33 protein-coding genes, 1 tRNA gene and 2 pseudogenes are annotated in these 26,081 nt (G+C 52.4%); 23 read left to right on the top strand and 13 right to left on the bottom strand.

All coding sequences use genetic code 11. The features are described 5' to 3' along the window. Positions 1-44 precede the first annotated feature (44 nt). Together JVX88_RS37475 and JVX88_RS37470 are read left to right on the top strand one after the other, a co-directional pair. On the top strand, positions 45-536 hold the full coding sequence (locus tag JVX88_RS37475) for an ureidoglycolate lyase (protein ID WP_211624393.1): 492 nt from the start codon (positions 45-47) through the stop codon (positions 534-536). Between the two features lie 268 nt (positions 537-804). Beyond that, the gene (locus tag JVX88_RS37470) at positions 805-2,049 is read left to right on the top strand and encodes an AMP-binding protein (RefSeq protein ID WP_211624391.1); all 1,245 of its coding nucleotides are present in this window, start codon (positions 805-807) and stop codon (positions 2,047-2,049) included. A gap of 261 nt (positions 2,050-2,310) precedes the next feature. On the opposite strand, the gene JVX88_RS37465 is transcribed toward JVX88_RS37470, so the two are convergent. The 6 genes from JVX88_RS37465 to JVX88_RS37440 form a co-directional block, all read right to left on the bottom strand. Continuing rightward, positions 2,311-3,459 (bottom strand): transglutaminase N-terminal domain-containing protein, encoded by a 1,149-nt coding sequence (locus tag JVX88_RS37465; protein WP_211624389.1) that lies wholly within the window; start codon positions 3,457-3,459, stop codon positions 2,311-2,313. Between the two features lie 588 nt (positions 3,460-4,047). After that, complete coding sequence (locus JVX88_RS37460; protein WP_211624387.1) at positions 4,048-4,695, bottom strand: Uma2 family endonuclease; 648 nt, start codon at positions 4,693-4,695, stop codon at positions 4,048-4,050. Positions 4,696-5,134: 439 nt separating this feature from the next. Continuing rightward, positions 5,135-5,467, bottom strand: a complete 333-nt coding sequence (locus JVX88_RS37455; RefSeq protein WP_036002860.1) for a P-II family nitrogen regulator — start codon at positions 5,465-5,467, stop codon at positions 5,135-5,137. A 96-nt stretch (positions 5,468-5,563) separates the two neighbouring features. Beyond that, positions 5,564-5,914 carry a sodium-dependent bicarbonate transport family permease gene (locus JVX88_RS37450; protein ID WP_317134692.1) on the bottom strand — a complete coding sequence of 117 codons (351 nt, stop codon included), beginning with the start codon at positions 5,912-5,914 and terminating at the stop codon, positions 5,564-5,566. Next, complete coding sequence (locus JVX88_RS37445) at positions 5,914-6,669, bottom strand: DUF6671 family protein (RefSeq protein ID WP_211624385.1); 756 nt, start codon at positions 6,667-6,669, stop codon at positions 5,914-5,916. The genes JVX88_RS37450 and JVX88_RS37445 overlap by 1 nt, the downstream gene beginning before the upstream one ends. Positions 6,670-6,720: 51 nt before the next feature. Continuing rightward, positions 6,721-6,972, bottom strand: coding sequence for a hypothetical protein (locus JVX88_RS37440; protein ID WP_211624383.1), 252 nt, complete (start codon positions 6,970-6,972; stop codon positions 6,721-6,723). On the opposite strand from JVX88_RS37440, the gene JVX88_RS37435 reads away from it, so the two are divergent. From JVX88_RS37435 to JVX88_RS37420, 5 genes are all read left to right on the top strand, one after another. Beyond that, on the top strand, positions 6,967-7,308 hold the full coding sequence (locus tag JVX88_RS37435) for a hypothetical protein (protein WP_211624381.1): 342 nt from the start codon (positions 6,967-6,969) through the stop codon (positions 7,306-7,308). The two genes, JVX88_RS37440 and JVX88_RS37435, sit on opposite strands and share 6 nt — an antisense overlap. A gap of 83 nt (positions 7,309-7,391) precedes the next feature. Then, positions 7,392-8,051 carry a hypothetical protein gene (locus JVX88_RS40315; protein WP_225931314.1) on the top strand — a complete coding sequence of 220 codons (660 nt, stop codon included), beginning with the start codon at positions 7,392-7,394 and terminating at the stop codon, positions 8,049-8,051. After that, positions 7,996-8,739, top strand: a complete 744-nt coding sequence (locus JVX88_RS37430; protein ID WP_225931313.1) for a PQQ-dependent sugar dehydrogenase — start codon at positions 7,996-7,998, stop codon at positions 8,737-8,739. The genes JVX88_RS40315 and JVX88_RS37430 overlap by 56 nt, the downstream gene beginning before the upstream one ends. A gap of 49 nt (positions 8,740-8,788) precedes the next feature. After that, positions 8,789-9,976 carry an ABC transporter permease DevC gene (gene devC, locus JVX88_RS37425; protein ID WP_225931312.1) on the top strand — a complete coding sequence of 396 codons (1,188 nt, stop codon included), beginning with the start codon at positions 8,789-8,791 and terminating at the stop codon, positions 9,974-9,976. Positions 9,977-10,017: 41 nt separating this feature from the next. After that, on the top strand, positions 10,018-10,359 hold the full coding sequence (locus JVX88_RS37420) for a hypothetical protein (RefSeq protein ID WP_211624377.1): 342 nt from the start codon (positions 10,018-10,020) through the stop codon (positions 10,357-10,359). Positions 10,360-10,442: 83 nt separating this feature from the next. Here JVX88_RS37420 and JVX88_RS37415 read toward each other — a convergent pair whose 3' ends face one another. Next, positions 10,443-11,120 carry a YeeE/YedE thiosulfate transporter family protein gene (locus JVX88_RS37415; RefSeq protein ID WP_211624375.1) on the bottom strand — a complete coding sequence of 226 codons (678 nt, stop codon included), beginning with the start codon at positions 11,118-11,120 and terminating at the stop codon, positions 10,443-10,445. 281 nt (positions 11,121-11,401) lie between these two features. Between JVX88_RS37415 and JVX88_RS37410 the strand changes: the two genes are divergently transcribed. From JVX88_RS37410 to JVX88_RS37390, 5 genes are all read left to right on the top strand, one after another. Beyond that, positions 11,402-12,295, top strand: a complete 894-nt coding sequence (locus JVX88_RS37410; protein WP_211624373.1) for a hypothetical protein — start codon at positions 11,402-11,404, stop codon at positions 12,293-12,295. Between the two features lie 388 nt (positions 12,296-12,683). Next, entirely contained in the window at positions 12,684-12,917 is a 234-nt protein-coding gene (locus JVX88_RS37405; RefSeq protein WP_211624371.1) for a hypothetical protein, read from the top strand. Next, positions 12,875-13,012: an element excision factor XisI family protein gene (locus tag JVX88_RS44890; protein WP_211629077.1), complete on the top strand. Its 138-nt coding sequence runs from the start codon at positions 12,875-12,877 to the stop codon at positions 13,010-13,012. Before JVX88_RS37405 ends, JVX88_RS44890 begins: the two co-directional genes overlap by 43 nt. A 180-nt stretch (positions 13,013-13,192) precedes the next feature. Continuing rightward, complete coding sequence (locus tag JVX88_RS37395; RefSeq protein ID WP_211624369.1) at positions 13,193-14,563, top strand: heavy metal-binding domain-containing protein; 1,371 nt, start codon at positions 13,193-13,195, stop codon at positions 14,561-14,563. Between the two features lie 78 nt (positions 14,564-14,641). Beyond that, positions 14,642-15,271: an ATP-binding cassette domain-containing protein gene (locus JVX88_RS37390; protein WP_211624367.1), complete on the top strand. Its 630-nt coding sequence runs from the start codon at positions 14,642-14,644 to the stop codon at positions 15,269-15,271. Here JVX88_RS37390 and JVX88_RS37385 read toward each other — a convergent pair. After that, on the bottom strand, positions 15,213-16,247 hold the full coding sequence (locus JVX88_RS37385) for a M48 family metallopeptidase (RefSeq protein WP_211624366.1): 1,035 nt from the start codon (positions 16,245-16,247) through the stop codon (positions 15,213-15,215). The genes JVX88_RS37390 and JVX88_RS37385 overlap by 59 nt on opposite strands. After that, positions 16,244-17,155: a helix-hairpin-helix domain-containing protein gene (locus tag JVX88_RS37380; RefSeq protein ID WP_211624364.1), complete on the bottom strand. Its 912-nt coding sequence runs from the start codon at positions 17,153-17,155 to the stop codon at positions 16,244-16,246. Before JVX88_RS37380 ends, JVX88_RS37385 begins: the two co-directional genes overlap by 4 nt. 283 nt (positions 17,156-17,438) lie before the next feature. Here JVX88_RS37380 and JVX88_RS44885 point away from each other — a divergent pair. From JVX88_RS44885 to JVX88_RS37360, 4 genes and pseudogenes are all read left to right on the top strand, one after another. After that, a pseudogene (locus JVX88_RS44885) lies at positions 17,439-17,537 on the top strand (zinc ribbon domain-containing protein); the annotation flags it as partial. Positions 17,538-17,739: 202 nt separating this feature from the next. Continuing rightward, positions 17,740-18,348: a hypothetical protein gene (locus tag JVX88_RS37370; RefSeq protein WP_211624362.1), complete on the top strand. Its 609-nt coding sequence runs from the start codon at positions 17,740-17,742 to the stop codon at positions 18,346-18,348. Between the two features lie 322 nt (positions 18,349-18,670). After that, positions 18,671-18,880: a type II toxin-antitoxin system RelE family toxin gene (locus tag JVX88_RS37365; protein ID WP_211624360.1), complete on the top strand. Its 210-nt coding sequence runs from the start codon at positions 18,671-18,673 to the stop codon at positions 18,878-18,880. Next, entirely contained in the window at positions 18,877-19,125 is a 249-nt protein-coding gene (locus tag JVX88_RS37360) for a type II toxin-antitoxin system Phd/YefM family antitoxin (protein WP_211624358.1), read from the top strand. Before JVX88_RS37365 ends, JVX88_RS37360 begins: the two co-directional genes overlap by 4 nt. Positions 19,126-19,151: 26 nt before the next feature. Here JVX88_RS37360 and JVX88_RS37355 read toward each other — a convergent pair whose 3' ends face one another. Then, positions 19,152-19,442, bottom strand: a complete 291-nt coding sequence (locus tag JVX88_RS37355) for a tetratricopeptide repeat protein (RefSeq protein ID WP_211624357.1) — start codon at positions 19,440-19,442, stop codon at positions 19,152-19,154. A 496-nt stretch (positions 19,443-19,938) separates the two neighbouring features. On the opposite strand from JVX88_RS37355, the gene JVX88_RS37350 reads away from it, so the two are divergent. The 3 genes from JVX88_RS37350 (at position 19,939) to JVX88_RS37340 (ending at position 21,733) form a co-directional block, all read left to right on the top strand. Continuing rightward, positions 19,939-20,502, top strand: a complete 564-nt coding sequence (locus JVX88_RS37350) for a hypothetical protein (RefSeq protein ID WP_211624356.1) — start codon at positions 19,939-19,941, stop codon at positions 20,500-20,502. A gap of 236 nt (positions 20,503-20,738) precedes the next feature. After that, entirely contained in the window at positions 20,739-21,344 is a 606-nt protein-coding gene (locus JVX88_RS37345) for a TetR/AcrR family transcriptional regulator (protein ID WP_211624355.1), read from the top strand. 68 nt (positions 21,345-21,412) lie between these two features. Continuing rightward, complete coding sequence (locus tag JVX88_RS37340; protein ID WP_211624354.1) at positions 21,413-21,733, top strand: hypothetical protein; 321 nt, start codon at positions 21,413-21,415, stop codon at positions 21,731-21,733. 65 nt (positions 21,734-21,798) lie between these two features. Here the strand turns inward: JVX88_RS37340 and JVX88_RS37335 are convergent, their stop codons facing one another. Both JVX88_RS37335 and JVX88_RS37330 read right to left on the bottom strand, forming a co-directional pair. Beyond that, positions 21,799-23,322, bottom strand: a complete 1,524-nt coding sequence (locus JVX88_RS37335; RefSeq protein WP_211624353.1) for a lyase family protein — start codon at positions 23,320-23,322, stop codon at positions 21,799-21,801. Next, positions 23,319-23,504 (bottom strand): hypothetical protein, encoded by a 186-nt coding sequence (locus JVX88_RS37330; protein ID WP_211624352.1) that lies wholly within the window; start codon positions 23,502-23,504, stop codon positions 23,319-23,321. Before JVX88_RS37330 ends, JVX88_RS37335 begins: the two co-directional genes overlap by 4 nt. Positions 23,505-23,606: 102 nt before the next feature. Between JVX88_RS37330 and JVX88_RS37325 the strand changes: the two genes are divergently transcribed. From JVX88_RS37325 to lptB, 4 genes and pseudogenes are all read left to right on the top strand, one after another. Further along, the gene (locus JVX88_RS37325) at positions 23,607-23,786 is read left to right on the top strand and encodes a hypothetical protein (RefSeq protein ID WP_211624351.1); all 180 of its coding nucleotides are present in this window, start codon (positions 23,607-23,609) and stop codon (positions 23,784-23,786) included. Positions 23,787-23,801: 15 nt separating this feature from the next. Then, positions 23,802-24,380 (top strand): annotated as a pseudogene (locus JVX88_RS37315) (DUF4328 domain-containing protein). A 69-nt stretch (positions 24,381-24,449) separates the two neighbouring features. Then, a tRNA-Ile gene (locus JVX88_RS37310) sits at positions 24,450-24,525 on the top strand. A 104-nt stretch (positions 24,526-24,629) separates the two neighbouring features. After that, positions 24,630-25,349, top strand: coding sequence for an LPS export ABC transporter ATP-binding protein (gene lptB / locus JVX88_RS37305; RefSeq protein WP_225931850.1), 720 nt, complete (start codon positions 24,630-24,632; stop codon positions 25,347-25,349). Between the two features lie 203 nt (positions 25,350-25,552). Here the strand turns inward: lptB and tcmP are convergent, their stop codons facing one another. Continuing rightward, complete coding sequence (gene tcmP, locus JVX88_RS37300; RefSeq protein WP_211624345.1) at positions 25,553-26,077, bottom strand: three-Cys-motif partner protein TcmP; 525 nt, start codon at positions 26,075-26,077, stop codon at positions 25,553-25,555. Positions 26,078-26,081 lie beyond the last annotated feature (4 nt).

Raw genomic sequence — 26,081 nt, 5'->3', positions numbered from 1 at the left:
TTAAACGGTTTTGACTGTAAGCCTAGCCCGTCCGTGGAGTTGCAATGCATCAACCTGTCACGATTCACCAGTTGCCTGCTCAAGCCATCACGCCCGAAAACTTTCGCCCCTATGGGCAGGTGATTTTCGCTGCGCCGGATGGTAAGGGCTTTGATCAGGAAGACGCCCAGCTTCATTTAAGCGAAGGAACACCCCGCTTCTATATCATGCGACTCCACTATCGAGGTCGGTCGTTCTCGCGGATTACACGCCATCAACGCTGCACGCAATGCCTTGGCGCTCTTGCTGGACAAGAGTGGCTAATTGCAGTTGCGCCCCCCAACGAGGCAGATTACCCTGACCCAGTAACAATCGAGGCCTTCCGGATTCCGGGAAACTGCTTCATTAAGTTAGAAGTGGGTACCTGGCACGCAGGTCCTTTGTTTGAACAGGAATCAATGGATTTTTATAATTTAGAGTTGGCCGATACCAATATTACTGACCATCAAACATGCAGCTTGTCAGAAACCTATGGGCTAGAGTTTGAGATTGTCTAGCCGCTTGAGGAGATGGTCGAGCAACAAGTCAGGAACTAACTAGCTTTTGCAACCTTGCTAGCGTATCCTGGGACGGCTTCACCTCCAAGTAGTTTTTCAAGCTGTAGCCAACGCTGATTCCATTGACTTCAACATCTGCAGTGCCAGCTGTAGCCATTGCCACATTCACCAAACGAATGAACAGACGTTGATTGGGAATTTTGCCAACCAACAGTACAACAGCTCCCCGTTGAGTGACGCGCAAATTACTGATCTCATCAGATGAGAAGTGGAATGGAATAACACCCAGACGGCCTACCCACGAGATAAAACAGTTCATCAACTGTTTGAGGAACAGGTTCTCCACACTCCTGATGCTATCGCTCTCATCCTACCAGAGTTGGAAACTCAATCTGAACAGTGTCTCACCTATCAAGAATTGAATAACCGAGCCAATCGTCTGGCGGCTCAACTGCAACAGATGGGAGTTGCCTGTGAAACCTTTGTGGCATTGATCATGGAACGCTCGATCGAAATGATCGTTGCCATTCTCGCCATCCTCAAAGCTGGAGGGGTTTATGTTCCGCTTGATCCCAGCTATCCTCCAGACCGACTAGCCTTCATGCTAGAAGACAGTTGTGCTCCGGTGTTGTTGACTCAATCTCATCTGAGGGACGGCTTGCCGCCCCATCAGGCTCAGATTGTTTATTTGGACGCAGGCTGGGGAACAGGGAACGAAGAGCAAGTTGAGTTACAAGCTTGTGCAGTTCATTCGCAAAACCTAGCTTACGTCAATTACACCTCTGGTTCGACGGGTCGCCCCAAGGGAGTTGCCATACCTCATCAGGCTGTTTTGCGATTGGTGTTTAACTCGACCTACACGCCGCTAGATGGTAATCAAGTTATTCTGCAACTCGCCCCGATTTCGTTTGATGCTGCAACATTCGAGATCTGGGGAGCATTGTTGCATGGCGGGTGTTGTGTTTTATTCCCTGGGAATGGTATTCCTGAACCCATTGATTTAGAAACTGTAATTTGCCGCTATCAGGTTACTAGCTTGTGGTTGACAGCGGCCTTGTTCAACACAATTGTGGCTGAACATCCAGAAGCTCTGGTAGGTGTGCAGGAATTGCTAACTGGGGGTGAAGCCCTTTCTGTGGCTCACATTCGGATGGCGCAAGAGCAGTTACCCCAGACTCAGTTAATTAACGGGTATGGTCCTACTGAAGGTACAACTTTTACCTGTTGCTATCGCATTCCCAAGTTGCTTTCAACTAACCCAACCTCGATTCCAATCGGTAAGCCAAGGGTTATTGTCAATGGCGCCGCGTCGTCCTGTCAGCGCGGCCTGGATGTCGTCCAACTCTCCCTGCGGGCTTTGATCCCGCTTCGCGAAGTTCACCAGCGATTGGTGGGGCCGATGCACCCGCAGGACTTCCAGCCGTTGCATCTCGGCGTGAACTCAGTCCCAGCGTTCGGCCTGTTCCCTGCGCGCCCCATCTGTCATCGTGCCACGATCCCCTCCGAATGGTGAGAACGAGTGGTCATCGTTTGCTCCGCTCGCGAGACCTGCCCTTGGGCTCGATCGTGATTTCAAGCCCGAGGTACGCTGCAAACTTCTCGATGCTGTCGGCGCTCAGCCCGCGCTCTGCGCTTGTTGCCGAAGCTGTAGCAGTCGCAGGGTGAGGACCATTGCTTCATCCGGCCGGGCGCGCCCGGCCGGATGAAGCAGCGAACTCCCGGGGGCTAGGCTGCCCATGGCGCTGTGGGGTCGATCCTCATTGTAATGCTGACGTCAGGCCTCGACCTTGGACCGTGCGTCGTCCAGGCTCATGAACCAGTTCTCTTTCAAGCACTCGGCACGGAGCCGCCGGTTGAACGCCTCGATCAGCCCGCTGTCCGTGGGTTTCCCGCGCCGGCTGAAGTCCAGACGCACCTTGTTCAGGTACGCCCACTGGTCGAGCACCTTGCCGGTGAACTCGCTGCCGTTGTCCACGCGCATCTTCTCCGGCAGCCCGCGCTCGCGCCCGATCCGGTCCAACATGGTCGCCACGCGCTCGCCCGTCAGCCACTGATCGAGCTCGATGGACAGGCTCTCACGGCTGAAGTCATCAACCAACATCAAGAGCCGGAACCGACGCCCGTCGAACAACTGGTCGGCCATGAAGTCCATGCTCCAGCTCTCGTTGATGCGGGCCGCCTTCGTGCACTCCGGCCTGGTGACCGAGCTGCGATGCCCACGCGGCTTGCGCCGACCGACGCCGAGTCCTTCCTGCCGATAGAGCCGGTAGATCCGCGCTCGAAGGGGCGCCTGATCGTCGGCCACCGACTCGTACCGCTGCACCGAGCGGCAAACTTCCATAAACAGCACGGCATAATCCCGACAGGATCCCGATTTGCGACTCCAGGTGATACTGGGCGGATAGGGACTACCCGTTTCTCGCAGCGTGTAGCCACAGGTTTGATAGATGCGCTGGTTCAATGCTGACAAGAAGGCCACTGGATTGCCATTGGTCTCTAGCCAAATTTCTTGAGCAAGCTGGGCTGCGGTTGGATCCGGAGCAGGCGTCACACCTCCGGCAAACTGCCCGCTCAGGTAGGGCTGAAGCTGGTGCCATAGGGCGACTGGGTAGTTGATCGGTAAGGTCACGGCCCAAGGTTCCAGCAGGTAAGTAAAGGGATTCGTGCGAAAGGTTTCTACTTCAGAGACAGCTTGAATAACCAGTTCGTTTGCTCCCTCCTCAGCGAACCAGGCTTTTAGGGTCGCGTTGCCATCGAGGTCAACCAATTCAGAAATCTGCTTGGGGGCTGGTTCAACCTCCAGGCTAAAGCGGTGCAGCTTCTGGGTGACATCACAGCGAGGCCGCAGGCGCAGAAAGTGGGGTGCTAAAACAACAGCACGCTCGTATTTGTAACGAATCTGATGGGTAATTTGGTAACGCACGTTGGGAGAAAATTTAGGATTAAGCTGCTCAAAATTATCAGCATAGAGGATAAAAGCAACAAAACTGTATTCAATTTGGCTGTCGCGATTCCAACGGTAATGCTGTTTTCGCGTCTTGGCAGGTATCCACGTAACCCAGCTTTATAGAAATTCCCAGTTATGTAAAGACTCGTCAAAGTCCTCAGTAATTCTCTTGTATTCTAAGGATCCATGCGTGAGGATGAATCATGAGCAGGGTTTGGTGCATGTACTGCTTTCAAATCCTCGTTTGCCAAGTCTGACTTTATTGAATACCTGCTAAGAGTTTAGCGGTAGGCGTCTACCGGTTTCTTGGCTGGAAATTTGGTCGGCAATCCCTTTTAGAAGGCATGCCTGTAGGAGGTCCTGAATGCCGTCACTGAATGTTCTCTTCATCTATGACCCTCGGCTGCAAATCGTTTCGGTGTGCCAGACAAACGTGCCATGTTCGCGACTCCTATCCACCGCTTTCCTAGCAATCTAGCACAGGTGCTGTGCCCATCTACTTATGACAACTACTTATGACAGCGACAGCGCCAATAACCCAGACAATGCCCACTTCTGAGATGTTTACATAAATGCCTGTAGCAGCCAGCGGTTAATCGCACCATTATCCTCGGTTTGGCTGCGCTTCAGGGTTTCCTCAACCGTAGTGATTTTTAGCCCTGGCAACACCTGAGACTCTTGAATCTGCCGACTGCCTCCGTCAAATACCTCGAATGCGATTACCTCTGCCGCATTCACATCTACCGCCCAATATTCCTGAATTCCTAACCGCTCGTAGAGTAACCGCTTGCGTCCTAAGTCGTCATTGATTGTAGTTGAAGCAATTTCGATTGCAATGGCAGGAGCGCCAAATTCATTGATATCTATGGGTTCTGAGCTTTTCGGTGGAATTCTGAAATCCGCACCAACATAGAAAGCTAAATCTGGTTGACATTCCCGCTCTCCTGCTTTGCGAAAGCTGCCATTTGTAAACCCTACAATCCGAATGTTTTTCAGAGTTCCATACAGGCTGACAACTTGAGAAAGCAATGTATTATCTCGACTATGCCCGGAATCGATCGGCATTGTTTCAATCCTGATCAAACCATTGTCGTAGTAAAACCTTGCCTGCTCGTACTCAGACTGCTCCGCTAGTGCCAGAAATTCATCCCAGCTTTTCTTGATCCAAACATCGGTGATTAAATTGCTTGATTCGGGTAGAGTCCTAACCATGGCAACTCACCTCTCAAATGGTCGCTTCAAACTGATTCGAGCCTTGCCGCACCAATGGATACATGTCCCTATTTAGCTTACCCGTTTAGCTCTATTGTATTGGGCTAGTGTATCGGGCTAGTGTATCGAGCTGGCACTGAGGCTTGGCTGCATAAAACCCCAGTCCATCCTCCTTGCTGGTTTTGGTACTAAGTAGGTGAGCATAATTAAACATAAAACCCGAAACGTGGCGTCGCTTCATTCGTCAGATTCCTGACAAAGTTGTTCTTATTTGTAGACCGGCATCTGAGCTGGAGTAGGCGAGAACTGCCAGGATCACGCCTATCAGAAAGTCAAGCGTTGGGGACTGCAACTGAGACCCAAGTCACGCAGGCAGGAAATACGGCTACTAAAAAGCCGGGGGCACGCCCCCGGCTTTTTAGATCTGCGTCATTTCGATTCAACAGCCGTCTGGCCCGCAGAAAGTGTGCGCGTACAGTACCTCCGCGTCACAGATATAAGCAATGCCCGCATAATCATTGAAAAACTTCATTGCAATCTGGTCCGCAATATTCTCGGCCATATCCCGATCCGGGGTGAGCACCTCGAACTTTATATTCGCCTGAGTGTCGGAAACGTTGGGTTGTCCCGACGAGCGCACGTTGCGACTGCCTTTACCACCAGTTTCCAACACTGTATAGCCAGTTGCTCCGGCTTCTTCGATGATATTGGCAATCTTTTTCAGCAGAATCTTTTCCGTGACGATGACAAGCTTTTTGGCTGGCTTGGCCATGTTGGTTACCTCCTTACCTATGCATACTGATCTTGTATATTGATCCACTTGGTCTGCCGGGTCAAGGGAGCGCCGACAGACCGCGTCCGTCTGAGACTAGATGCCGCCTAACGCCTGGGCAAGCCCAAGGAAGAACGGTATACACAAGCCGATCGCGACGGGTGTACCGATCGCTGTGGAGGCACCAATGTAGGCGGAGGGATTGGCCGACGGGATACCGGCTCGCAAGGTTGGGGGGCCTGAAATGTCTGAACTGGAGGCAGCGATGACGGCCAGAACCACGACACCGCCCATGCTGAATCCTGTGATATAGTGGGCAATCAAGCCGAGACCGAAGGCGATAAACCCATGCACAAACGGTGCCATCACGCTATACACGACGTACCACTGGGCCACCTTGCGCAATTCGCCAATCCTTGACCAAGCTTCCATACCCATGACCAGCATCAAGATCGAAAGCAGACCGCGGAAGAGGGGGTCGTAGATTTGCGCTCTCGAATTTCAAACCCCGGACGACCGCAGCGGGGGCAGAACTGCTTGATCTTAGCGATTAAATTCTCGGTAGCTTGGCGAATCACCTGCATACGGGTTGGGTTGTACATGGCTCGCATATCGGTTTCAATCCAGGCGGTTTGCGTCTGCGCTAAGGCCCATTCCAACGCATCGACCAAGTCCGCTTCGGTAACGATGCCTTTGATGATTTGGTCTGCCGTCACCATATCCGTACCAGCATTCTCACCGGCAATCACCACTAGCCCATGCTGCGGAAACCCAACCCGTTCAGCAAATTCAAGTGCTTCGGCCAGCGTTTTCACCTGAGTTTGGCTAAAGTTCGTTTCGGTAGAAAGGGCTTCGCCGACAATTTCCAATTGATTTTGCGAGTCGAGCAGCAGCACCAATTCTCGATTGCAGGGCAAATAGGGCATAGCCGGGTGGGGGCCAAATGCGCCTTCGCTAGCCAGAGCGATCGCTGCTCCAGTGGTCTGCATTGCTGCTTGGGCTTTAATCCGGGCCGCTTCTAGCTGACTGCCCGCCCGCTTCACCTCGCGGCTAAAGGTACCAAACCGATCGGTATTAAAATTCTGAGGCACTACAATTTGCAGTCCCAGTTCTTGCTCCAGCAGCGGTGCAATTACGTCTTCTTTGCGGTGCATCGTGGCTAAAACGGCAGTCCGACTCGTAAAAAACTCTAGGGTAGACATGGACTGATTCACTAGGTTTGTTGATAGCTGAACAAGTTGAGGAGGCTTTGCCTACGGTTCAATCACCGGATGCTGAACCTGATAACCCGCTGCCCGCAGCTTCTGATTAGAAACCCGCGCGTTGTAAGGGCGAGTACTGGGTTGAGCCGGATCCCAACGAATTGGGGGCAGGTTGTGCTTGCTAAAAATGGCGTCAAATAGCTCGCCAGTAGTGATTGGCTGATCCTGCACCAGGTTATAAATTCCCTGAAGCTGCTGCACTCTGGCAAACTCAATCGCGCCCACAATGTCGTCTAAATGCACCCAGTTGCTGGCCTGTGTTGGCTACTGTTGGTGGTCGCTCGGATATCGATTCGCCTAGAGCAAGTGCTGGTGGCGGTGGAAGCAGCGATCGAGCTAGCCGTCTCGATCCTCCCAGTTCATCAGAATCTTCTCGTCCAGCTCCTTCTACAGGTGGTTCCGGCGGATCAGGTGGAGATAGACTACCACCCCGGACAGGCGGAAATGGCGGCAGAGGAAATTCTGACGATGGAAATCCCGATGGTGAACCATTCCGTTCTAACCGCGATTCAACCAACTCGGATGGCAATCAACCGCTTGGTCGAACACCTGAAGAAACGGCAGCCATTGAAGATCTAGCCAGCCGCGATCCGCGATTCCGCGATGTCACTCCAGAGCAATGGCAGAATCCTAGGGTACGCCGAGCGTTAAGAGAAGAGATTATGGCAAGAGATACGCCTCCTCGGCAAACCCCTGAACAAGAAGTTGTGGCAGAGGCATTTCCTCAAGCCTCTCGTGACAGTAGTGTGTTAAACGAGCGCGGTATGCGTGATACAACTCCGACAAACACAGATCGATTGCGTCGCCAACCCGGTACCGCTACTGGTGGTGAAAACCTACCTGACGTAACAGGACGTTGGTTCCAAGATCAGCAGAGCCGCATTGCAAGAGTACCTGGTCAAATTGCTCGTGATATGCAAGGCATGCACTTCGATAACTTTGGTCAGTTCCGAGAGGCATTTTGGAGAAGGGTTGCAGCGGATCCAAATCTTAGCGCTGGCTGGAGACCAGATAACTTAGAAAATATGAGACAAGGACGTGCTCCTGGCGCACCATCAGCGGAACGAACAGGAGGGGGAGGTAATGCCGTTTATCAACTCGATCATTTAACTCCAATTGAGCTGAGTGGCGGTGTGTATGACCTGGACAATATTCAAGTCGTTGCGCCGCGTACTCATGTCGAGCTTGGTCGAACGCCTCCTGCTAGCGGTGTTAGCAATCTTGTGCCGAATCCTTATGATCAGCCCAATCCAAACACTTACAACGTTGCACAAGCTGCACGATATTCCCCATCCCAACTTTACCAATCACAACGGCGGTAAGTTGGCCTTTGGTTCGGATGGTTTTCTCTACATTGGCGTCGGTGATGGCGGCGGCGCGGGAGACCCCAACAATAACGCCCAAAATCCTAGGTCGTTGCTGGGTAAAATCCTGCGGATCGATGTGGAAGCACCGGGCGTTGCCACCTACAGGATTCCCAGCACCAATCCCTTCCTGGCTCCAACCGACCCCACTGACCGCTACCGCGATGAGATCTGGGCCTTGGGGCTGCGCAATCCCTGGCGGATTTCGTTTGACCGGCAGACGAACGATTTGTATATCGCCGATGTGGGCCAAAGTCAGCGGGAAGAGGTGAATTTCCAGCCCGCCAATTCGCGCGGTGGCGAAAACTACGGCTGGAATATTTTTGAAGGCACGCGGCCTTACTCGAATGGCAATGCGACTGGCCTGGTTGCGCCGCTGGTTGAATATGACCGTTCGCAGGGAGTTTCTGTCACTGGTGGCTATGTCTATCGCGGCAGTGAATTCCCAGCCCTACAAGGCATCTACTTCTATGGCGACTTCGCCAACGGCAAGATTTGGGGCGTGCGCCGTAGTGCCGGAACGGTCCAGAATCAGCTTTTGCTAGATTCACCCTATGGAATTTCTACCTTTGGTGAAGACGAACAGGGAAATCTATATGTAGCCGATTACTTCAATGGTGATATTTATAAACTGAGCGGAAATTGATAAGCTGCTGAATTATGGAAAATAATCCGAGCTATTCCTTTGTTGCAAAATGTCCAGTTCGTCTTCAGATGCCGATTTTCTTCAACAGTGGCGCTATGCCTTAGCCCCCTATAACCTGGGATACAAGGTCAAACTGGTTTCTCAGCTAATGTATCGGGATTTTTTAGAGCGCCTAGAACCCTATGGCCTAACCCCGTTTCACTATCTTGTCTTGTGCTGTCTGTGGGAAGAGGATGGCCTGTCAACTTCTGGAATTGCTGACAAGCTCAAGCAACTGGGTGCAACCCTCACCGGCGTTGTGGATCGGTCCAGAGAGCGGCTGTATCAGGCTCAAAGTGATGACGATGTGGCCTCGGTCAGTTCGGTATACATTGGCATGGGCGATTGGAAAAATCCCGAAACCAGACTTCAGCGCTCGATTCTGGTTTGGGGCGTGGAACCAACCTTGCCCAGCTTTGACCTGCCAGGGTTAGCTGAACACACGGATAGCTTAAAGCAATTGAATCAGGTGTTGTTCGATCAGGCGGGTCGTCCAGAGTATGGACCGATTCCGACTCTGTTGCAGCAGGGGCAGGTTGACGCAGAATTGAACCGCCAAACCGTACAGGTGGCCGGACTGTTCACAATGGGGTCGTCGTTTGTGGCAGATGGCAACATCATTACCAGCGACTCTACATTCCTCAAACTTTACCAGGATCGCCGCTCAGGCCAGGTAGACATTGGTCTGATTCAACTCAAACCTGGTGTTGATCTTCAGCAGGTGCAAGCTCGCCTCGCTGCTACGCTGCCCTCAGATGTGCGCGTCCTGACGGTGGAGGAATTTGCTGCTGTTGAAAAACACTATTGGGAGAGTCAGGGTACGATCGGGTTTATTTTCGGAATTGGCGTTGTGGTCGGCTTTATTGTCGGTACAGTGATTGTCTACCAGATTCTCTACACTGATGTTGCTAATCATCTACCCGAATACGCCACGCTGAAGGCAATGGGCTACAACGACCGCTATCTGCTGACGATGCTGCTGCAAGAGGCGCTGCTGTTGGCTGCTTTTGGTTATATTCCTGGTTTCGCGGTTGCTGTGGGGCTATATCACCTCACTCATGCCATGACACTTTTACCGATTGGAATGACCATGAGCCGTGCCGTTACTGTTTTTATTCTTACAGTAATTATGTGTAGCGTATCCGGAGCCGTTGCATCTCAAAAACTACGCTCAGCCGATCCAGCCGATATTTTCTAGAGAATCTGATTCTGAACGTCATCTAATCAACAATAACTCTTATGCAATCTCATTCGATTCTCGTTACCCCAACTGTTCCTACTACCCCAACTCCTGCAATTGACCTACTGCGGGTTGCTGTGGCCCTAACCGGATTCGGCCTCGGAATTGCAGCAATTCTGGCCTTTCAGCAGCTTTTGATTCAGATTTATTGCACCTGTTGGCCAATGGCTCTGCTGTTTGGCTTGATTGGTTTAATGGTGGCGCTTTTATGCAGTCAGTTCTATACCGGTCGGCGTCAAATTCAACCGTTTAACTGGTCTGTAATCGCAAGTATGACCGTAACCGTTTTTGGTTTAGGGGTTGTGGTCTGTATCATGTCTACAACGCCAGGACTAACATAGAAACGAACTGATTGCGGCTCTCTTGCGCTGGGATTGCTCCAAGCGAATTCTGCCCGTCGTTTGCCCGTAGCCTCTTCATCAAATCAATTCACTAGGCGGAACCAGGGACGTAGCCTAACCCCAACTGCTGTGCCTAAAAGCGCAAAACCAATCCAGAGCCAGCCATGCAGGCTAGTTGAAGCAATACCGCTAAAGTAGGCACCAACATTACAGCCAAAAGCGAGCCTAGCCCCATAACCCATCATCAGGCCACCGATCAAGGCTGCTGCAACTGCCAATTTAGATGGCGGCTTTTTCAGCCATAGTTTCCCTGCTAATGCTGCCGCCAATGTTGCTCCGAGAACAATGCCAAAATTCATCACTGAAATTACATCAGCGAATACACTTTGGCTCAAGGCAGTCGCTCCCATACCCTGACTCCAAAACTCGCTCGTCGCCGGGTTCCAGCCTAGCTGCTGCGCAATCTTTGCTGTCCATAGCGTGAATCCCCAAGTTACACCCCAAGGCCGTCCTGCGATCAACAGCGTGATCCAGTTGAGTACCGCTAGCGCAATCGCACCGAATGCCAGCGACCAAGGGCCATACAGTAAGGTTCTGAAGCTAAATGGCTGTGGCGGAGGCTCGACTGCTCTAATCTTGTCTCTAACCTGGTGCTTTTGCTCCCAGCGCCAGAGCACGGCTGAAATCAGGGCTAACCCTAGCAACTGCACGGCTACTCCAGCCCAACCCCACAGTGTAATCAGCGACAGCGCTTGTGACATGGAGCTTTGCACCCGACCTAGAGAATGGGTTACCCCAATTTCGGATTTATCGAAACAACTCGTTGATTAAAACTCTCAGAGGGCAAGAACATAGCTTTGGGGATACACCGGAGCCTCCCAAAGTTGTCCTGGAGTTTCAGGATAACGAAGCACCATCCAATTCTGCATATGCTGTGGCAGCGTTCAACCCGCTTGGGGAAAGTATTTCTGAATCAGTCAAGGAATCCAAGAGTTAATGATAGGTTACCTCCAAAAAACAATACTATATCAAAAGTCAATTTATGGAACCAATCATCTATTTTGTCAATCGACGTCCAGATCTGTGGGAACATCTAGCTCAGATGAAGCACCCACCTTTACCCAGTGAAATTGATTTACCGCTACTAAAGACAAATGCAACTCTGCACTGGACTGTACAGACATATCTGCATTTGCGACGGCACGGTGCTAATGTCTGTCTATCAGCTTCGATTCGTCCAGATGCGATTAATGTTGTTCATTATGACGATCTGGGTTGGAAACGGTTACCTTTCCGTAGTTTTGTAGTGGCGATACAAGCAGATCGTGCCAGACCTGAAATCGCAGATATGCGGATTGTGCAGAATCATCTCTGTATTCGTAACGAGATGACTGATTTCTATATCCCATTTTGGACTCAACCGGGTCTACAGCCACGCGACTGTTCTCGAGGTCAACGTTTGGAGCGGTTGGCTTACTACGGCCTAGAAGTATATCTTGCACCCGCATTTCGGAGTGAATCGTTCAGGACAGCATTGGAGAAGCTTGGAATATCCCTTGAGGTTCGAGCCAACCCTGATCAATGGACTGACTATAGCCAAACCGATGCAGTTTTGGCGATCAGGCAAACGACAGACTATGTACTCTCAATTAAACCACCAACCAAGCTCTTAAATGCATTTCGAGCAGGTTGTATTCCAATCTTGGGTCCCGAACCAGCCTATCATCAGGTTGCAATTCCTGGTGAGGACTATTTTGAAGCAAGTAATCCCGAACAGGTTATCTTGCTGCGTCCATTCATAAGCTTGTCGAAACTGGCGGCGCTCTGCTTCACTACACTCAACCGTAGCAATGGCTTGATCGAGAATCAGCCGATAGAAAACTTGGGGCAACAAGGGTGGGGAACTCATAACGAGGCACTGGCGATCGGAGGATAGTGGCTTATTTCCAGCATAGCGCCAAGTGCTTAAGGGTTTAGGAATAAACTTATGCACCTGTAGATAGATCTTGGGTGGAGGGGTGAGCAAGCGGGCAGTGCATCCGGCGAATCAACCCTTTTTAGAGCCTGGAGCGTTGATACAATCTGCAACCCTCACGCCTCAAATCTCACCTTCTGCATTGCCATCACCCCAATCTCTGGATGGTTTGCGGGTACTTGTGGTAGAAGCTGAGGCAGATATCCACGAACTTATCGTTAGGCTACCCTTAGTTCGATAGGGCTATATGGCGAGGGATATTTTTCACGATACGGTTAAGCTGGCACTGCAAAAGATGGGTGGACGTTCGATTGATTAGCTACAGTCCAGAACAGGAGGACATTGAGCAATGGATCGAGTAACCCAATATCGCAAAATCGTACAAGATTTCTTACTAGATTTTGCCGCTGATGATCCAGAAACCCAATTGGTTTTTGATACTGAGCGTGATCATACCTCGCCATGCATGTCGGTTGGCGTAGCGATTACCGCATCTATGGTTGTGCGATGCAACTTGACTGAGTTGAAGGCAAAGTTTGGATTCAACACGATAGCACTGAAATTTTTATTGATCGAGAGTTAATTCAGCGGGGTATTGCACCTCAAGACATCGTTTTAGGGTTTCAGTCGCCTAAAGCGAGAGAACGTCTTGCTGCCCTACAACCAGAGAAAAAGTAGGATCAAATAAAGTAGGATCAAATGGGTATCGAGGGTATTGATTATGGGCAAAGAAGAACAATTACTCGAATGCTGGCGCGAACTCACTCCTGAGGCACAAGATCAAGTGCTTCAACTGGCAAAATCCCTGAAACCAGAGCCAGAATTTGTGCCGCAACCCCCCTCAAGCCCGACTCCGGGGTGGACAAGGCGAAGGTCAAGGAGATCAACGCCGCCGGCAAGGCCATCGCCGAGCAGATGGACGCCATCCACGAGGCGGGCGAAAAGAAGGACCCCGCCGCCGCCAAGGCCGCGTTCGCCAAGGGCAAGGCCCAGATCGACGCCCTCGCCGCGGCCGCGCCGGCGAAGTACTTCTGCCCCATGCACTGCGAGGGGAGCAAGACCTACGACAAGCCCGGCGAGTGCCCGGTCTGCCACATGAAGCTCAAGAAGCTCACCAGCGAGGAGTTCTCCGTGAGCGTCAAGCCGGTCGGGGGCAAGGTCGAGGCCGGCAAGCCCGCCAACCTGGTCTTCACCCTCAAGGACCCGATGGGCATGGCCGTCAAGGGCGTGGAGATCGTCCACGAGAAGCCCTTGCACCTGCTGATGGTCAGCAAGGACCTGTCGTGGTTCGCCCACGAGCACCCCGACCTGCAGCCCGACGGCACCTTCACGCTCGCGTGGACCTTCCCCGCCGGCGGAGAGTACACGCTCTTCCACGACTTCACGCCCAAGGACGTCGGCATGCAGGTCGTGCCGGTGACGCTCAAGGTCGACGGTCCGGCCAAGCCCGCGGCGCCGCTCACGGTTGACGCCGACAAGCCCAAGACCGTGGACGGGTACACCGTCACGATCAACACCGGCGGCGCCGTGACCACCGGCAAGCCCGCGTTGTTTTCCTACACGATCAGCAAGGACGGCAAGCCGGTGAGCGACCTGACGCCCTACCTCGGCGCGATGGGGCACCTGGTCATCATCAGCCAGGACCTCAAGCAGTTCGTGCACAGCCATCCGCACGAGCACGCCGACGGGGCTCACGACCACGCCAAACAGGGTCACGCCGACATGAAGGGCGGCCCGAAGGTGGACTTTGAGGCCCACTTCAAGGCCGAGGGTATCTACAAGGGCTGGGCCCAGTTCCAGCACGACGGCAAAGTAATCACCGTGCCGTTCACGTTCAACGTCGCCAAGGGCGACGCCAAGGACGCGGACCACGTCGTCTCCAAATACATTTTGGGCGATCCAAAAGCCCCCTGGTTTGGTGGCTCGGCAGTCCTCAGCAGCAAATTCATTCAGCAGTATCCAACAACGACAAAAACCTATATTGAAGCCTATCGTCGCGCTATCGAGGATATTCGTAATAAGCCAGATGAGATGCGGCAGTATATGGTCGGATATACGGCAATTGAGGGCGATCTGGTGCAAAAGGTGCCACTGGTGGGCTACACGATGTATGACGAATTCAAGCCAGAAGATATCGGTTATTTCCAAAAATTCTTTGATTTCATGACCGATACCAAAGTATTCACTAAATCGGTAGATGTAGCCAGTCTGATGTACAAACCTGCCTGATTCCACTGCAATTTCTTAGTTTTAGCATCGTGATTTCTAGCATCGTGATTTTAGCGTCCTTATCTGGAGTGATTGTGTATGATGATCGACTCAGTTAGCAGTCCAACCGTTGCTCCACCAGAGCATTTCATTTCCGTGCAGGGGTTGTGCAAATCGTTTGCTGGGCAACCACTCTACGAAGATTTCAACCTTGATTTGCCGAATAATCAGCTCGTTTCGATTTTTGGCCCCAATGGATGCGGTAAATCGACGTTGATCAATATGATTAGCGGTCTGATTCCCTTCGATCGCGGTGAGATTCAGATTCATGGCAAGCCGATTCGCCGCGCCCGGATTGGCTATGTGTTTCAAAACTATCGGGATTCCATGTTTCCCTGGATGAGTGCCTACGACAATATTGCCTATCCGCTGCGAGTAAAAGGCGTTTCAGAGCGGGAATGTCGGGAGCGAGTTGAGCGTCTGATCCACACCTTCAATATTCGCCTTGACTTGAAGCGCTATCCCTACAGTTTCTCTGGCGGACAGCAGCAGTTGGTTTCAATCTTGCGAGCACTGGTTGCCGATCCAGAGGTTTTGTTCCTCGATGAACCCTTCTCAGCGCTGGATTTTGAAACGACCCTGTTTGTGCGCGACAAGCTTCAGGAAATCTTTATGGCCACCTCGATTCCGATGCTGATGCTGGCTGGCTATCTGGAAAGAAGGCATTGATCCGCAAAAACAGCCCGATACTGAAGCCGAGCAGGCCACAGGCGAGCAAAATCGACCCGTCATCGGCTAACCAGGTCAAATCCACCCAGCGCCACTGCCGCGTCAGCCAACCTACGCCCCAGAGCAGCAATCCCACCGCTAGCCCAATCGGAACGCCAAAAAACGGTGCGCCTTGCAGCAGCAATCGCCGCGAACTGAACCGAACATTAGACTGGGCGCTTCGGCTTCCCTGCCATCCTGAAATTTCTGGTTGGAGTCGCCAGCGGTTGGCATACTGCATCAGCAACTGGATCCGCTCGCCCAGGGTGGGATGGGAGTTATTCAAAATCAACCAGCGGCGATAGGGGTTGAACCGGTCCCAATTGAAATGATTGGCCTCCGGGAACTGATCGGCATTGTACAGGCTGCCAAGAGTCAGGGCAGTGCGATAGCCCACCGGCATCAGCAGGTCAAAGCTTTCTAACAGGGCGCTGGTCTGCCGTTGCTGCTGGATGTCGTCCGCAATCCCAATCGCCGATTTGAGCAAGGCGCGCGTCAGGCCATTGGGGTTCCCCGTCAGGTCAGTGGCGAGTCGATCGCTGTAGTAGAGCCGTACCCGCGACAGCCACAGTCCAGTGCCACGCAACAGCCGAAATAGGCCATAGCCGAGTGCCGAAATGATCACAGCCAGCGTCTTTAAAACCCGATCCCGCTGGCGATTCCCCCAAGCAGCAACTCGCCAATACACCTCGTAGGGAGCCTGAGCCACCAGCACCAGCACCGACAACACGCCAAAATCCCAGTAGCGCAGGTGAGCCAACTCTGCCGCCAACAGGGTCGCTATTTCATCCTCTGGGAAGTTCAACAAACCTTGGCTGACAACAATGCAAGCATTGCGGGGCAAGTAGCCATAGGTGAATAAAAGCGGGACTGTAACTGGCAGCAGCGCCAAGTTAGGAATGGGCCGCCGATATTGATTACTCCAGCGTTTGATCAACCGGCTGGCTTCAGGGCTATAACGTTTAGTTCTCCATCCAGAGCCATTTGGGTAGTGAGGGCGGTTAATTCTGCTGGATCGGGTTGGTGATCGCCCAGCGCCAAGCGTTTCACTGTCTGTTCCACCAGTTCCGTCTGGGGCAAAAAGCAATGGCCGTCCTCGGCAGCCTCTTGCAACACATGCAAAATTCCAGAGCGGTAGCGGTATTCTGACCCCGGAGAAATGCCCAAATTGCGGGCAATTGCATCGGCAGTGATAAAGCCAATCCCATACACTTCCGCCGCTAACTGATAGGGATTCCGGGTCACTGTTTCAATTGCCTGATCGCCATACTGCTTGTAAATTTTGACGGCATAGGTCGTGGAGACACCGTGGCTCTGTAGGAACAACATCACTTCTTTGATGACCCGCTGGGCCGCCCAAGCGGCCTGAATCAACTTGACACGTTTCTGAGCAATGCCGGGCACTTCGGCCAAGCGCTCGATCTGGTGTTCGATAATATCCAGCGTATCCAAGCCAAAGTGGGCCACAATTCGCTTTGCCGTCACGGGTCCGACGCCCTTGATCAAACCGCTACCCAAATATTTTTCGATGCCGGTCAGGGTGGCAGGCTTGGTTTCTCGATATTTTGTCACCTGAAACTGCTGACCATATTTGGGATGATCGCGCCAGGTACCTTCTAGATGTAGCGTTTGTCCGGGCTGAATGCCAGCAAAATTGCCAACGATGGTGATCAGCTCGCTGGTCCGGGGTGCTTTTAAGCGGGCTACCGTATAGCCCGACTCTTCTGAATGGTACGTCAGTCGCTCGACAACGCCCTGAACTGACTCAGGAGGCGGTGATGAGTGTGGTGCAGCATCCGGTGAGGATTGACTGGAGTGGGATGGTTGGTTGGATGAATAGGTCACAGGCACGGCATCGGCTGCACAAAGACAGCAGGAATGACTCGGTTTAACTCTAGTATGCCAATCGCCAGTATGCCAATCGCCAGTATGCCATTAATCTCTGATAGAAGTGAAGCCAGCAGTTGATCGAGTTCGGTTGAGCATCAGCAGGACTGAGTTATCGCACGATAAAAATCGCATGGACTCCGCAAGGCAGGCGCTCTTGGGAGGTTTTCACAGCCGCTCGCATGGAAGCCGGAAAGCTTTGGAGCGATATGGTTGAGAAGCATCATGCAATTCGTACTATTCGAGTCAAACCTGTCCATCTTGCGGGAAACGACACAAGCACAGGCGAGTGTATCGCTGCGAGTGCGGTGTGGTTGCACCTAGAGATGTGATTGGTGGAACGAACATATTGTGCATCGGTGAGCATGCTCAGCTTTTGCCTAATCGTCAAATCCCTGAATTGATTCATTGGGTTCATCCCGTCAAGTATTCTGGCTTTCGCCAGATAGTTCATGCGGACACCATGCAAGTAGCTCAGAGCAACCTGAGAAGCCCCGCGCTAAAGCGCGGGGGAGTGTCACTCGCCAGAGAGGTAGAGAGCGATGGTACGGTTAAAACAGTGGCAGTGGATCGTCCTAGCAACGCCAATTGTTCTAGTCGTCGGGTTTTTGTTAGTAGCAGCAGGTACCCAAATTCACGAGTGGCGGTTGAACTGGATCTGGGCGATATTTACCTTACTGCTGGTCGGTTGGCGCTGGCTGCTAGTGCGCTGGACTCAGCCCGCCATCAAACAGATCGAGGAGGCGATCAGCCAAGCCAATGCCGAAATAGAAGCGTTAACCGATGCCAACCAGCCGGTAGCCGGAGATGTCGCTCGTCGGACCGAGACAGCATTAGAAACAATTTTGATGGCTGCTCAAGCCGACCCGCCCCTTTGGGAAGACTGGTCCATCTTTTGGAGGCGCTGCAAGGAAGTGGTGACTGCCGTTGCCCATATTTACCATCCAGAGGTGAAGTATCCCCTGCTAAACATCTACATTCCTCAAGCCTATGGGCTGATTCGCGGTACGGTAGACGACATGGATCTGTGGATGCAGAAGCTATCGCCAGTACTGAATCAGGTGACGGTGGGGCAAGGCTATCAAGCCTATGAAGTGTATCGCCAGTTGGAACCTTCAGCTCGCAAGCTCTGGCAGGTCTGGAAGGTTTAATTATGCTCACCTACTTAGCAAGATCTAAATATCAGTGTAGTGATTTGCAGTCACTTCCAATAGGTTGTAGCGAACTGAATCTGTAGTTTAAGCTTGCTGTTCAGCAGCGGCAGTTGTCCTGAAACTCAGAACCAAAATCTTTCGCTCATCCTCTACAGCACAGCGATTGGGCTGCATTTGCATGTAAAAATCAGATTTTGTTGACACAAAAACTCTGGTTGCGGAGCTTACAGTTTTGCCATACCGTATTGCTCTTTCGAGAAACAGTCTGTCCCACTTGCAAGCTTTGACACCAAGGGAACAAAGAATTATTAGGGATGCTATGGTTGAACAACTGAGCTACGAGCCGACTGTCCCGACTAGAAATCGCAAAGAAATGCGTCCAAACCCACTTGCCGTTTGGGAATTGCGGATAGGCAACCTGCGAGTGTACTACGATGTGGATGAGCAGGAGTCTGTGGTAGATATTCGCGCTATTGGAATTAAGGAAGGCAACCAAGTTCGTATCGGTGGGGAAATCGTTGAACTATGAAAACAGTAGAAATCAGTGAACTTGCCTCTCTTTGGGAGAATTACGGTAAAAGCGAACAGCCTCTTGTTCTAACTCGTAATGGGCAACCTGTTGCTGCCTTATTCCCGATTGAAGACATCGATATGGAAACTCTTAGCTTGAGTGTAAATCCAAAGTTTAATCAGATTATTGAGCAATCTCGGAAAAGCCAAAAAGAAGAAGGCAGAGTTTTCCTAGACGACATTCCCCTTCCCCCGGAAACCTAACCTCAGAGCTTTGAGTTTAATTTCCCTTATTTCTGTGGCTTCAACTGTTCCAGATCCTGTTTAAGCTGAGCAATTGGAGTGGTATTACCTTGTTCTAGGTAAAGTTCGCTGGCTTTGACCAGATCGGCCACCGCGTCCGTAATCCGGCGCAGATTGGCGCTGGCGCGTCCGCGATTGTAGTAGGCTTCAGCAAACTGAGAATCGAGTTGCAGCGCTTGGTTAAAGCAGGTAATCGCCCGTCGATACTGTGAAGCTGCACCAGCTCCAGTCCAGGATGAGGCTCCGGCCCCCCCGGCTCCGAAAGACGCTGCGGCCAAAGGTAAATCTGACAAGAAAAAGAAAAAGAAATAGCCGCGCTTCGCTCAACCAGGCTCAGTAGATCGCAAATCATGTTGAGATCCCCCTGGCCCCCTTATCAAGGGGGACTTCAATCCCTGATTGGTAGGTGCTGCGCACAGGCTTCGCCTCTTCCCCCTTGATTGAAGGGGGGTTAAGGGGGATCTTCGACTTGTGTGGACACCGTAGCCTTATGAAAGGGGGAACCAACCCAACAATGATTTGAAGTTCCCCTTATTCTACGCCGAAGGCGCATCCCTGCTGGGGTTTAGGGGGATTAGTGCTATGCACAAGCTGTGCGAACAAACCCAAGTGTAGTGATCCAAACGACTTCATTTTCGATCTACTGAAGCTAATGGGTTAGTAATGGGTAATGGGTAATGGATGATTGGCAGGCAATCTCTGACCGATGATCTGTTACCCATTCTTACTATCGCCAGGTTCGTACAATAGATTCGAAGATAGGAAAAGGTTGATATGGTCCGAGCAGTAAAACAAATTGAGCGGGAACTTGCTGCTTTAGATCAAACAGTAGCGGCAATAGCCCAGGCGTTTCATACTACCTATCAGCAGTATCTGGCGGCCCTTGGCAAAGCCACGCGGCAACAGTTAGTTTTGGCTGGCTATCACATTTGCACCCATGCCTATCCAGACCAGTTTCTAGAACTTTCGCTTAATCAACGGCAGGAGTTACAGCAGACGCTGCAACAGCTAGCCAAGCAGGGGCAAACCGAATTGCTGGAGTGCTTGAAACCGATTACCGCAGTCCCAAAGTCAGAAGGCATCTCAGAGTCCTCGGATGTGGACAATGCCCTTGTGGAAACTATTTTTGAGGAAAGCGAGGGAACTATTAGTCAGCTCAGTATAGGGTCTGATAGTTTGCAGCTAGAGATAGCAGAAACCGCTGAATCAGAAACCGTCGAATCAGAAACCGTCGAATCAGAACCAAGAAACAGCGCGACCGGTCCGGTGGCGATAAGTTCGGCTAACGCCAACGGCCTGGGTAGTTCAGCAGCGGCTGCCATAAGCACTACGATGTAGGAGTGTATCCATATCGGTCAACGGAATACAGATCGATTGCCCGTGCGGAGGCCGTCGACCTTTGGCGCAAACCAAATCCATACCTGAAGGTCGCCCGCCGGACGCAGCCACCGACCGCGCTCAGGCGGCAACAGCGATCCGATCAGTTCCCACTCGGAACCCGGCCCGCTCGGGGGTCCCTATCGTCAACACGGCCTTGCTTGTCCTTTGCCCGGACCGATCCTATCCAACTACGCATGGCCAAGGCGTCCAGACCGCGTACGAAAACACGCTTGCTGTATGCGGGAATAAAGGAATTTTCCGCGCATGGTTATCGGGGCGCATCTCTTCGCGATATCGCAAGGCTTGCCGATACCAACGTCGCCGCAGTCAAGTATCATTACCAATCCAAGGAAAAGCTCTGGCAAGCGGTGGTGTCGTATCTTTATCGCGCCCTTTCCGACACGATCTTGGACAACGAAGAGCGACACTCAGCCACGTCCACAAGGGAGCTGATCCGCAACTCCACGCGAAGCTACATCCTATTCTCGGCGAAAAACCCCGAGTTGTATCGGATCACCCTGCTGGAGATGATCGATGGTGGCGAGCGTCTGGAATGGCTGGCCCGTTACCATTTGCGTGAGTTCATGGAACGAACGATGGCGTGGACATCCATTGCCCAGCAGCATGGCGTGTTCCCGAAAGAGATCCCTCCGCTCAACCTGGTCTATGTCATGATGGGGGCGATCCAGACCATTTTCATGATGGCCCCACAGATAGACCGCAGTTTTGGTGTCGACGTTTTCGATGACCGACAGATCGAAAGCCATATCGACACGGTGATGCGGCTGTTCAATCTTTAGCTTGAATCAACAGGTTGATGCGCCACTCCTGACGACCTGACGAATTTTCAAACGATCGTATCATTTTTGTGAGTGTCGCACCGTTCGATCGAAGCCCAACCTATATGGACTGGATGGCTCGCATCCAGCGCCGCGATCAGCTGCATGAACTCGAACAGCAGCTCGCCCTGGTGCAAACGCTAATTGAGCGGCAGGCAAAAGCCGATGATTTGTTTATCGACATTACGCCTGTGGTTGCTGTTGGTGATGCGGTTGAGTTTGCCGGAAAGCCCTATCGGGTGCATCAGATCGGCAGCAGCTATGTGCAGCTCAAAAGTAACGACGGCGATGGAGCAATTATTCGCTGTCAGCTAGACCAGATCCGGTTACTTGAAAAAGCGACGGTTTGACCTAGTGTCCAATCTTTGAAGCAGAATGGGCAAAAAGCTATCAACAAAAGACAAAAGCGGCCAGTCTAAGAGCCGCTATTTTTTTGGAATCCCAGCATATTTTCTGGACGCACGAATTGATCAAATTCTTCGCCGGTTAAAAATTCCAACTCGATGCAGGCTTCCCGCAGGGTTTTGTTTTCAGCATGGGCTTTTTTGGCGACCTTGGCGGCGCGGTCGTAACCAATATGGGGATTTAGAGCTGTCACTAGCATCAATGAATTAGAGAGGAAATGCTGAATTTGAGACAGATTGGGCTGGATATCAATGACTAAGTACTGTGTGAACGCTGTACAAGCATCAGCCAGTAAACGAATCGAATGGAGTAAGTTATGAATCATCACTGGCTTGAAGACATTTAGCTCAAAATTGCCTTGACTGGCGGCTATGCCAATTGCGGTGTCGTTGCCCATCACCTGCACACATACCATTGTCATCGCTTCGGATTGAGTGGGATTTACCTTTCCCGGCATAATCGACGAACCCGGCTCATTTTCTGGCAGCAGCAGTTCACCTAGTCCGCAGCGCGGTCCCGATCCCATCCAGCGGATGTCATTGGCGATTTTCATCAGCGAAGCCGCCAGCGTTTTGAGGGCACCGCTAGTCATGCAGATGGCATCATGAGCTGCCAAGGCCGCGAATTTGTTGTCTGCCGAAACGAAAGGTAATTCGGTTGCCGCCGCGATTTCAGCCGCCACGCGCACCGCGAAGCCGTAGAATGCGGTCGCATCGGCATTGCCCTTGGCGACGTTCTTCGAGGTGTTGTGCCAGTCCCACGCGTAAGTGGCGTCGAACGCGCCCCTGTGGAACGCGGTTTCCTGCACCTCGCCCAGCATGAACACCGGGCGGATGGCGGATAGCCGCGCGCGCATCGTCTCCCAGAAATCGACCGGGACATAGCCGGCGACATCGGCGCGGTAGCCGTCGACACCGAAATCGCGCACCCACATCTCCATCGCCTCGCCCACATGCTGGCGCACGCCGGGCTTGGACCAGTCGAGGTCGATGATGTCGGACCAGTCCCACCACGGGGTCGGGCGGAAATCGCCGTCCCAGGTCTTCTCGTACCAGTCGGGATGTTCCTTGCGCAGCGGATTATCCCACGCGGTATGGTTGGCGACGAGATCGAGGATGACCTTGAAGCCCTGTTCGTGCGCTGCATCGACGAAGGCCTTGAAATCGGCCTTGGTGCCGAATTCGGGGTTCACCTCGTAGTAGTCCTTGACCGAATAGGGCGAGCCGAGCGTGCCCTTGCGGTTTTCCGCTCCGATCGGATGGATCGGCATCAGCCACAGCACGTCGACGCCCAGTTCCTTGAGGCGCGGCAGTTCGGCCTGCGCGGCCTTGAAGGTCCCTTCCTCGGTGAACTGGCGGGTGTTGATCTGGTAGAGCACGGCATCGCGGGTCCAGTCGGCATTCTCCAGTTCGACGTAGCTCTTGGGCTCCCACGCGGCATCGGTGGCCGGTTCGCCGGGCCGGTCGCTCATCGCGAAAGCCGCGCCGGTGGCGACGATAGTGGCAAGGGCAAGTCCAATGGCAAAACGCTTCATCGTGCGACTCCTTCATCGGGCACCCGCACGCGCAGCATGGCAAGCGCGGCAAGCACCAGGGTTCCGGCCGCGAAGGCCATCGTCCAGATCGGTTCGGCGGGGAAAAAGGCCTTCATGATCGACCCCATCACCGTCGCCACCAGCAATTGCGGGACGACGATGAAGACGTTGAACAGGCCCATGTAGATGCCCAGCTCTGAAGAGAGTTAGGGAAATATAGCAGAATATTCTGTCCTGATAAAGACGTCGCAGTATATCAACCCACAACTTTGGAAGGTACATTTATGTTTAACCTGCCCGAGACCGGCGACTATAAACCACTTTCAACGCTTTCACTTCTTACTGTGATCGCCTTGGCTATAAACGGTCTTTCGAATGTTCTGATGGTCATTCCTTCTCTTGGGCTGATGTTCTCACCCGACCACACATTAGAACTCGGAGATGGAACTGCGGCACAAACCTGATTCCTTTTGATCGGCGTGATCTTTTTGGTCTCATTTCCGGTCGGTATCGCGACAATAGTTCTGTTCTTGGTCTGGCTTTACCGAGCTCACAAAAATCTATTCTCTCTTAAGCCCACACATCTTGACTTTTCGCCCGGGTGGGCAGTTGGCTGGTGGTTCATTCCATTCCTGAATCTAGTGAGACCCTATTAGGTGGTACGGGAGGTCTGGTGGGAAAGCGACCCAGAAATACCCGACAACCCCGGATTCCTTACTGCGAGTCTGCATTATGCGCCAACGTATATGGGTGTCTGGTGGGGATTCTGGATAGCGTCGAATATATTAAATAACGTTGCATCCAGAGTTTTCGATCCGGAAAACACCGAGAGTTTGCCTTTTTCGGGGGCTTTGTTTTTGATTTCGTCGCTTGTTACTGTGATCGCTGCAGTACTAGTTATCGTTGTCGTGCGTGACATCTCGCGAAGGCAGGCAGAGCGTCGCGAAAATTTGCAAAGGCTCTACTCCGAATCCCCGCCGCCGGTTTTTTACGAACCTAAGAGCACAGAGCCGCACAGGAACGACGATACAATTCCTGGTAACCAAGGTTCTTCCTAGGCCGGCCAGACGCCCCTTGACCCCAACGGTTGCCAGAAGCGTCTGATTCCTCTAACATAGTTAGTTCGTGCCCTTGTAGCTCAACGGTTAGAGCAGCAGACTCATAATCTGTTGGCTGTAGGTTCGAATCCTACCGAGGGCACCAATCTCAAACAAAAAGCGCTTCGGAAGTTAGGGGTAACTGCCTTTGATACAATCGAAACCAATTCTTGCCTGCACCCGTGCTTTGGGAGTGAGTCCTTGAAGATTGTGCTGGAAAATATTCATAAGTCCTACGGTAAGCGTGTCGTGGTCAATCGGGTCCACCTCTCGATTGCCACAGGCGAAATCGTGGGCTTATTGGGACCCAATGGAGCAGGCAAAACCACCACGTTTTATATTGCAACTGGTCTAGAAAAACCCGACCAAGGGCGAGTCTGGCTGGATGACCGAGACATTAGCGCGCTGCCAATGCATGAGCGTGCCCGTATGGGAATTGGCTACTTGGCTCAGGAACCCAGCGTATTTCGCAACCTCAGCGTTCAGGACAACATTCTGCTGGTCTTGCAGCAAACCCATGTACCGTCCGAACTGCGCCACGAGCGCCTTCAGTTTTTGCTAAAAGAATTCCGGTTGGAAAAAGTGGCTCGCACCTTGGGCGTGCGGGTTTCGGGGGGAGAGCGCCGCCGCACAGAAATTGCCCGTGCTCTGGCCGCTGGCATCAACGGACCGGAATTCTTGTTTCTCGACGAACCCTTTGCCGGAATTGACCCAATTGCTGTGGCCGAAATCCAGCAGATCATTGCCCGCCTGCGGGAACGCCAAATGGGAATCTTGATCACCGATCACAACGTGCGCGAAACCCTGGCAATTATCGACCGAGCCTATATCATGCGGGATGGACAGATTTTGGCATCGGGCAGTGCCGAAGAACTCTACGCCAATCCACTCGTGCGGCAATATTACCTGGGTGACAGCTTCCAAGTTTAGAGGGTATTGGTTAAGGTTCAAGCCAAAGTTTACGTTTCAGCTGGGTGTTTCTGTTGGTAGGTTCTGTCTGTAAATTTTGTTTGGTTCGCTTTTAGTTCGTTCGCTCCTAATTTTGCTGCCTTTATGACGTCCGGCTTTCCGAAAACGCCTCGCCTTTCCTTTCCTCGCTGGCAGGGATTCCCCAAGCTGCCGGTAATGGATCGCTACATTGCCACCGAACTAATCCCGCCGTTTCTGTTTGCCATCGAAAAGGAGGAGTAACCAAACTGGTCGAGGAAGAAGAATGCCGGCCCGAGCGGTTGGCCACTCCGAACACACGCGGTTACCAGATTCCGCACCTCTTGTTCGCAGTCACCCTCGATGGGATCCGGTATCACGAGATTCGCGTTACCGACGAGCGTGGCCTTCTTGGCTTTGATCAGGTTCTTCAGGTGATTGACGCGATCAGGGCGCTTCTCGATCAATCGAATCTCGATGGGACAAGAGAACTGATGGCTGTGGCCCATCGCTGTCTCAATCGGAATCAGTGGGCTACCGGGAACGCTGTCCTCATACTCGCCAGCGCCGGCGAATCCATCCACATACAGGAGGCGGTGTTTGGCACGCTTGACCACTTGGGCCTGCCGGTCCAGGATCGGCAGCCATCGCTCCAGATACGCCTTGAGGATTCGGTGCTTCGCCCGCGTATGGGGATCGGCTTCGTAGATTGTTGGCTTCGGGTCGCTCATTTGT

The sequence above is a fragment of the Leptolyngbya sp. 7M genome (assembly GCF_018128485.1).
This window is presented reverse-complemented; position numbering and strand designations above follow the sequence as displayed.

Coding starts and splice junctions, on each gene's coding strand:
- JVX88_RS37415 (WP_211624375.1), bottom strand. CDS start 11,120: ATGTCACAAGCGCTGTCGCTGATTACACTGTGGGGTTGGGCTGGAGTA.
- JVX88_RS37475 (WP_211624393.1), top strand. CDS start 45: ATGCATCAACCTGTCACGATTCACCAGTTGCCTGCTCAAGCCATCACG.
- JVX88_RS40315 (WP_225931314.1), top strand. CDS start 7,392: ATGGCAAGAGATACGCCTCCTCGGCAAACCCCTGAACAAGAAGTTGTG.
- JVX88_RS37410 (WP_211624373.1), top strand. CDS start 11,402: ATGGAACCAATCATCTATTTTGTCAATCGACGTCCAGATCTGTGGGAA.
- JVX88_RS37350 (WP_211624356.1), top strand. CDS start 19,939: ATGGTCCGAGCAGTAAAACAAATTGAGCGGGAACTTGCTGCTTTAGAT.
- JVX88_RS37450 (WP_317134692.1), bottom strand. CDS start 5,914: ATGCTGGTCATGGGTATGGAAGCTTGGTCAAGGATTGGCGAATTGCGC.
- JVX88_RS37365 (WP_211624360.1), top strand. CDS start 18,671: ATGGTTGAACAACTGAGCTACGAGCCGACTGTCCCGACTAGAAATCGC.
- devC (WP_225931312.1), top strand. CDS start 8,789: ATGTCCAGTTCGTCTTCAGATGCCGATTTTCTTCAACAGTGGCGCTAT.
- JVX88_RS37330 (WP_211624352.1), bottom strand. CDS start 23,504: ATGGGCCTGTTCAACGTCTTCATCGTCGTCCCGCAATTGCTGGTGGCG.
- JVX88_RS37435 (WP_211624381.1), top strand. CDS start 6,967: ATGCACCCAGTTGCTGGCCTGTGTTGGCTACTGTTGGTGGTCGCTCGG.
- JVX88_RS37445 (WP_211624385.1), bottom strand. CDS start 6,669: ATGTCTACCCTAGAGTTTTTTACGAGTCGGACTGCCGTTTTAGCCACG.
- JVX88_RS37390 (WP_211624367.1), top strand. CDS start 14,642: ATGATGATCGACTCAGTTAGCAGTCCAACCGTTGCTCCACCAGAGCAT.
- JVX88_RS37455 (WP_036002860.1), bottom strand. CDS start 5,467: ATGGCCAAGCCAGCCAAAAAGCTTGTCATCGTCACGGAAAAGATTCTG.
- JVX88_RS37405 (WP_211624371.1), top strand. CDS start 12,684: ATGGATCGAGTAACCCAATATCGCAAAATCGTACAAGATTTCTTACTA.
- JVX88_RS37420 (WP_211624377.1), top strand. CDS start 10,018: ATGCAATCTCATTCGATTCTCGTTACCCCAACTGTTCCTACTACCCCA.
- tcmP (WP_211624345.1), bottom strand. CDS start 26,077: ATGAGCGACCCGAAGCCAACAATCTACGAAGCCGATCCCCATACGCGG.
- JVX88_RS37370 (WP_211624362.1), top strand. CDS start 17,740: ATGGTACGGTTAAAACAGTGGCAGTGGATCGTCCTAGCAACGCCAATT.
- JVX88_RS37360 (WP_211624358.1), top strand. CDS start 18,877: ATGAAAACAGTAGAAATCAGTGAACTTGCCTCTCTTTGGGAGAATTAC.
- JVX88_RS37460 (WP_211624387.1), bottom strand. CDS start 4,695: ATGGTTAGGACTCTACCCGAATCAAGCAATTTAATCACCGATGTTTGG.
- JVX88_RS37325 (WP_211624351.1), top strand. CDS start 23,607: ATGTTTAACCTGCCCGAGACCGGCGACTATAAACCACTTTCAACGCTT.
- JVX88_RS37335 (WP_211624353.1), bottom strand. CDS start 23,322: ATGAAGCGTTTTGCCATTGGACTTGCCCTTGCCACTATCGTCGCCACC.
- JVX88_RS37345 (WP_211624355.1), top strand. CDS start 20,739: ATGGCCAAGGCGTCCAGACCGCGTACGAAAACACGCTTGCTGTATGCG.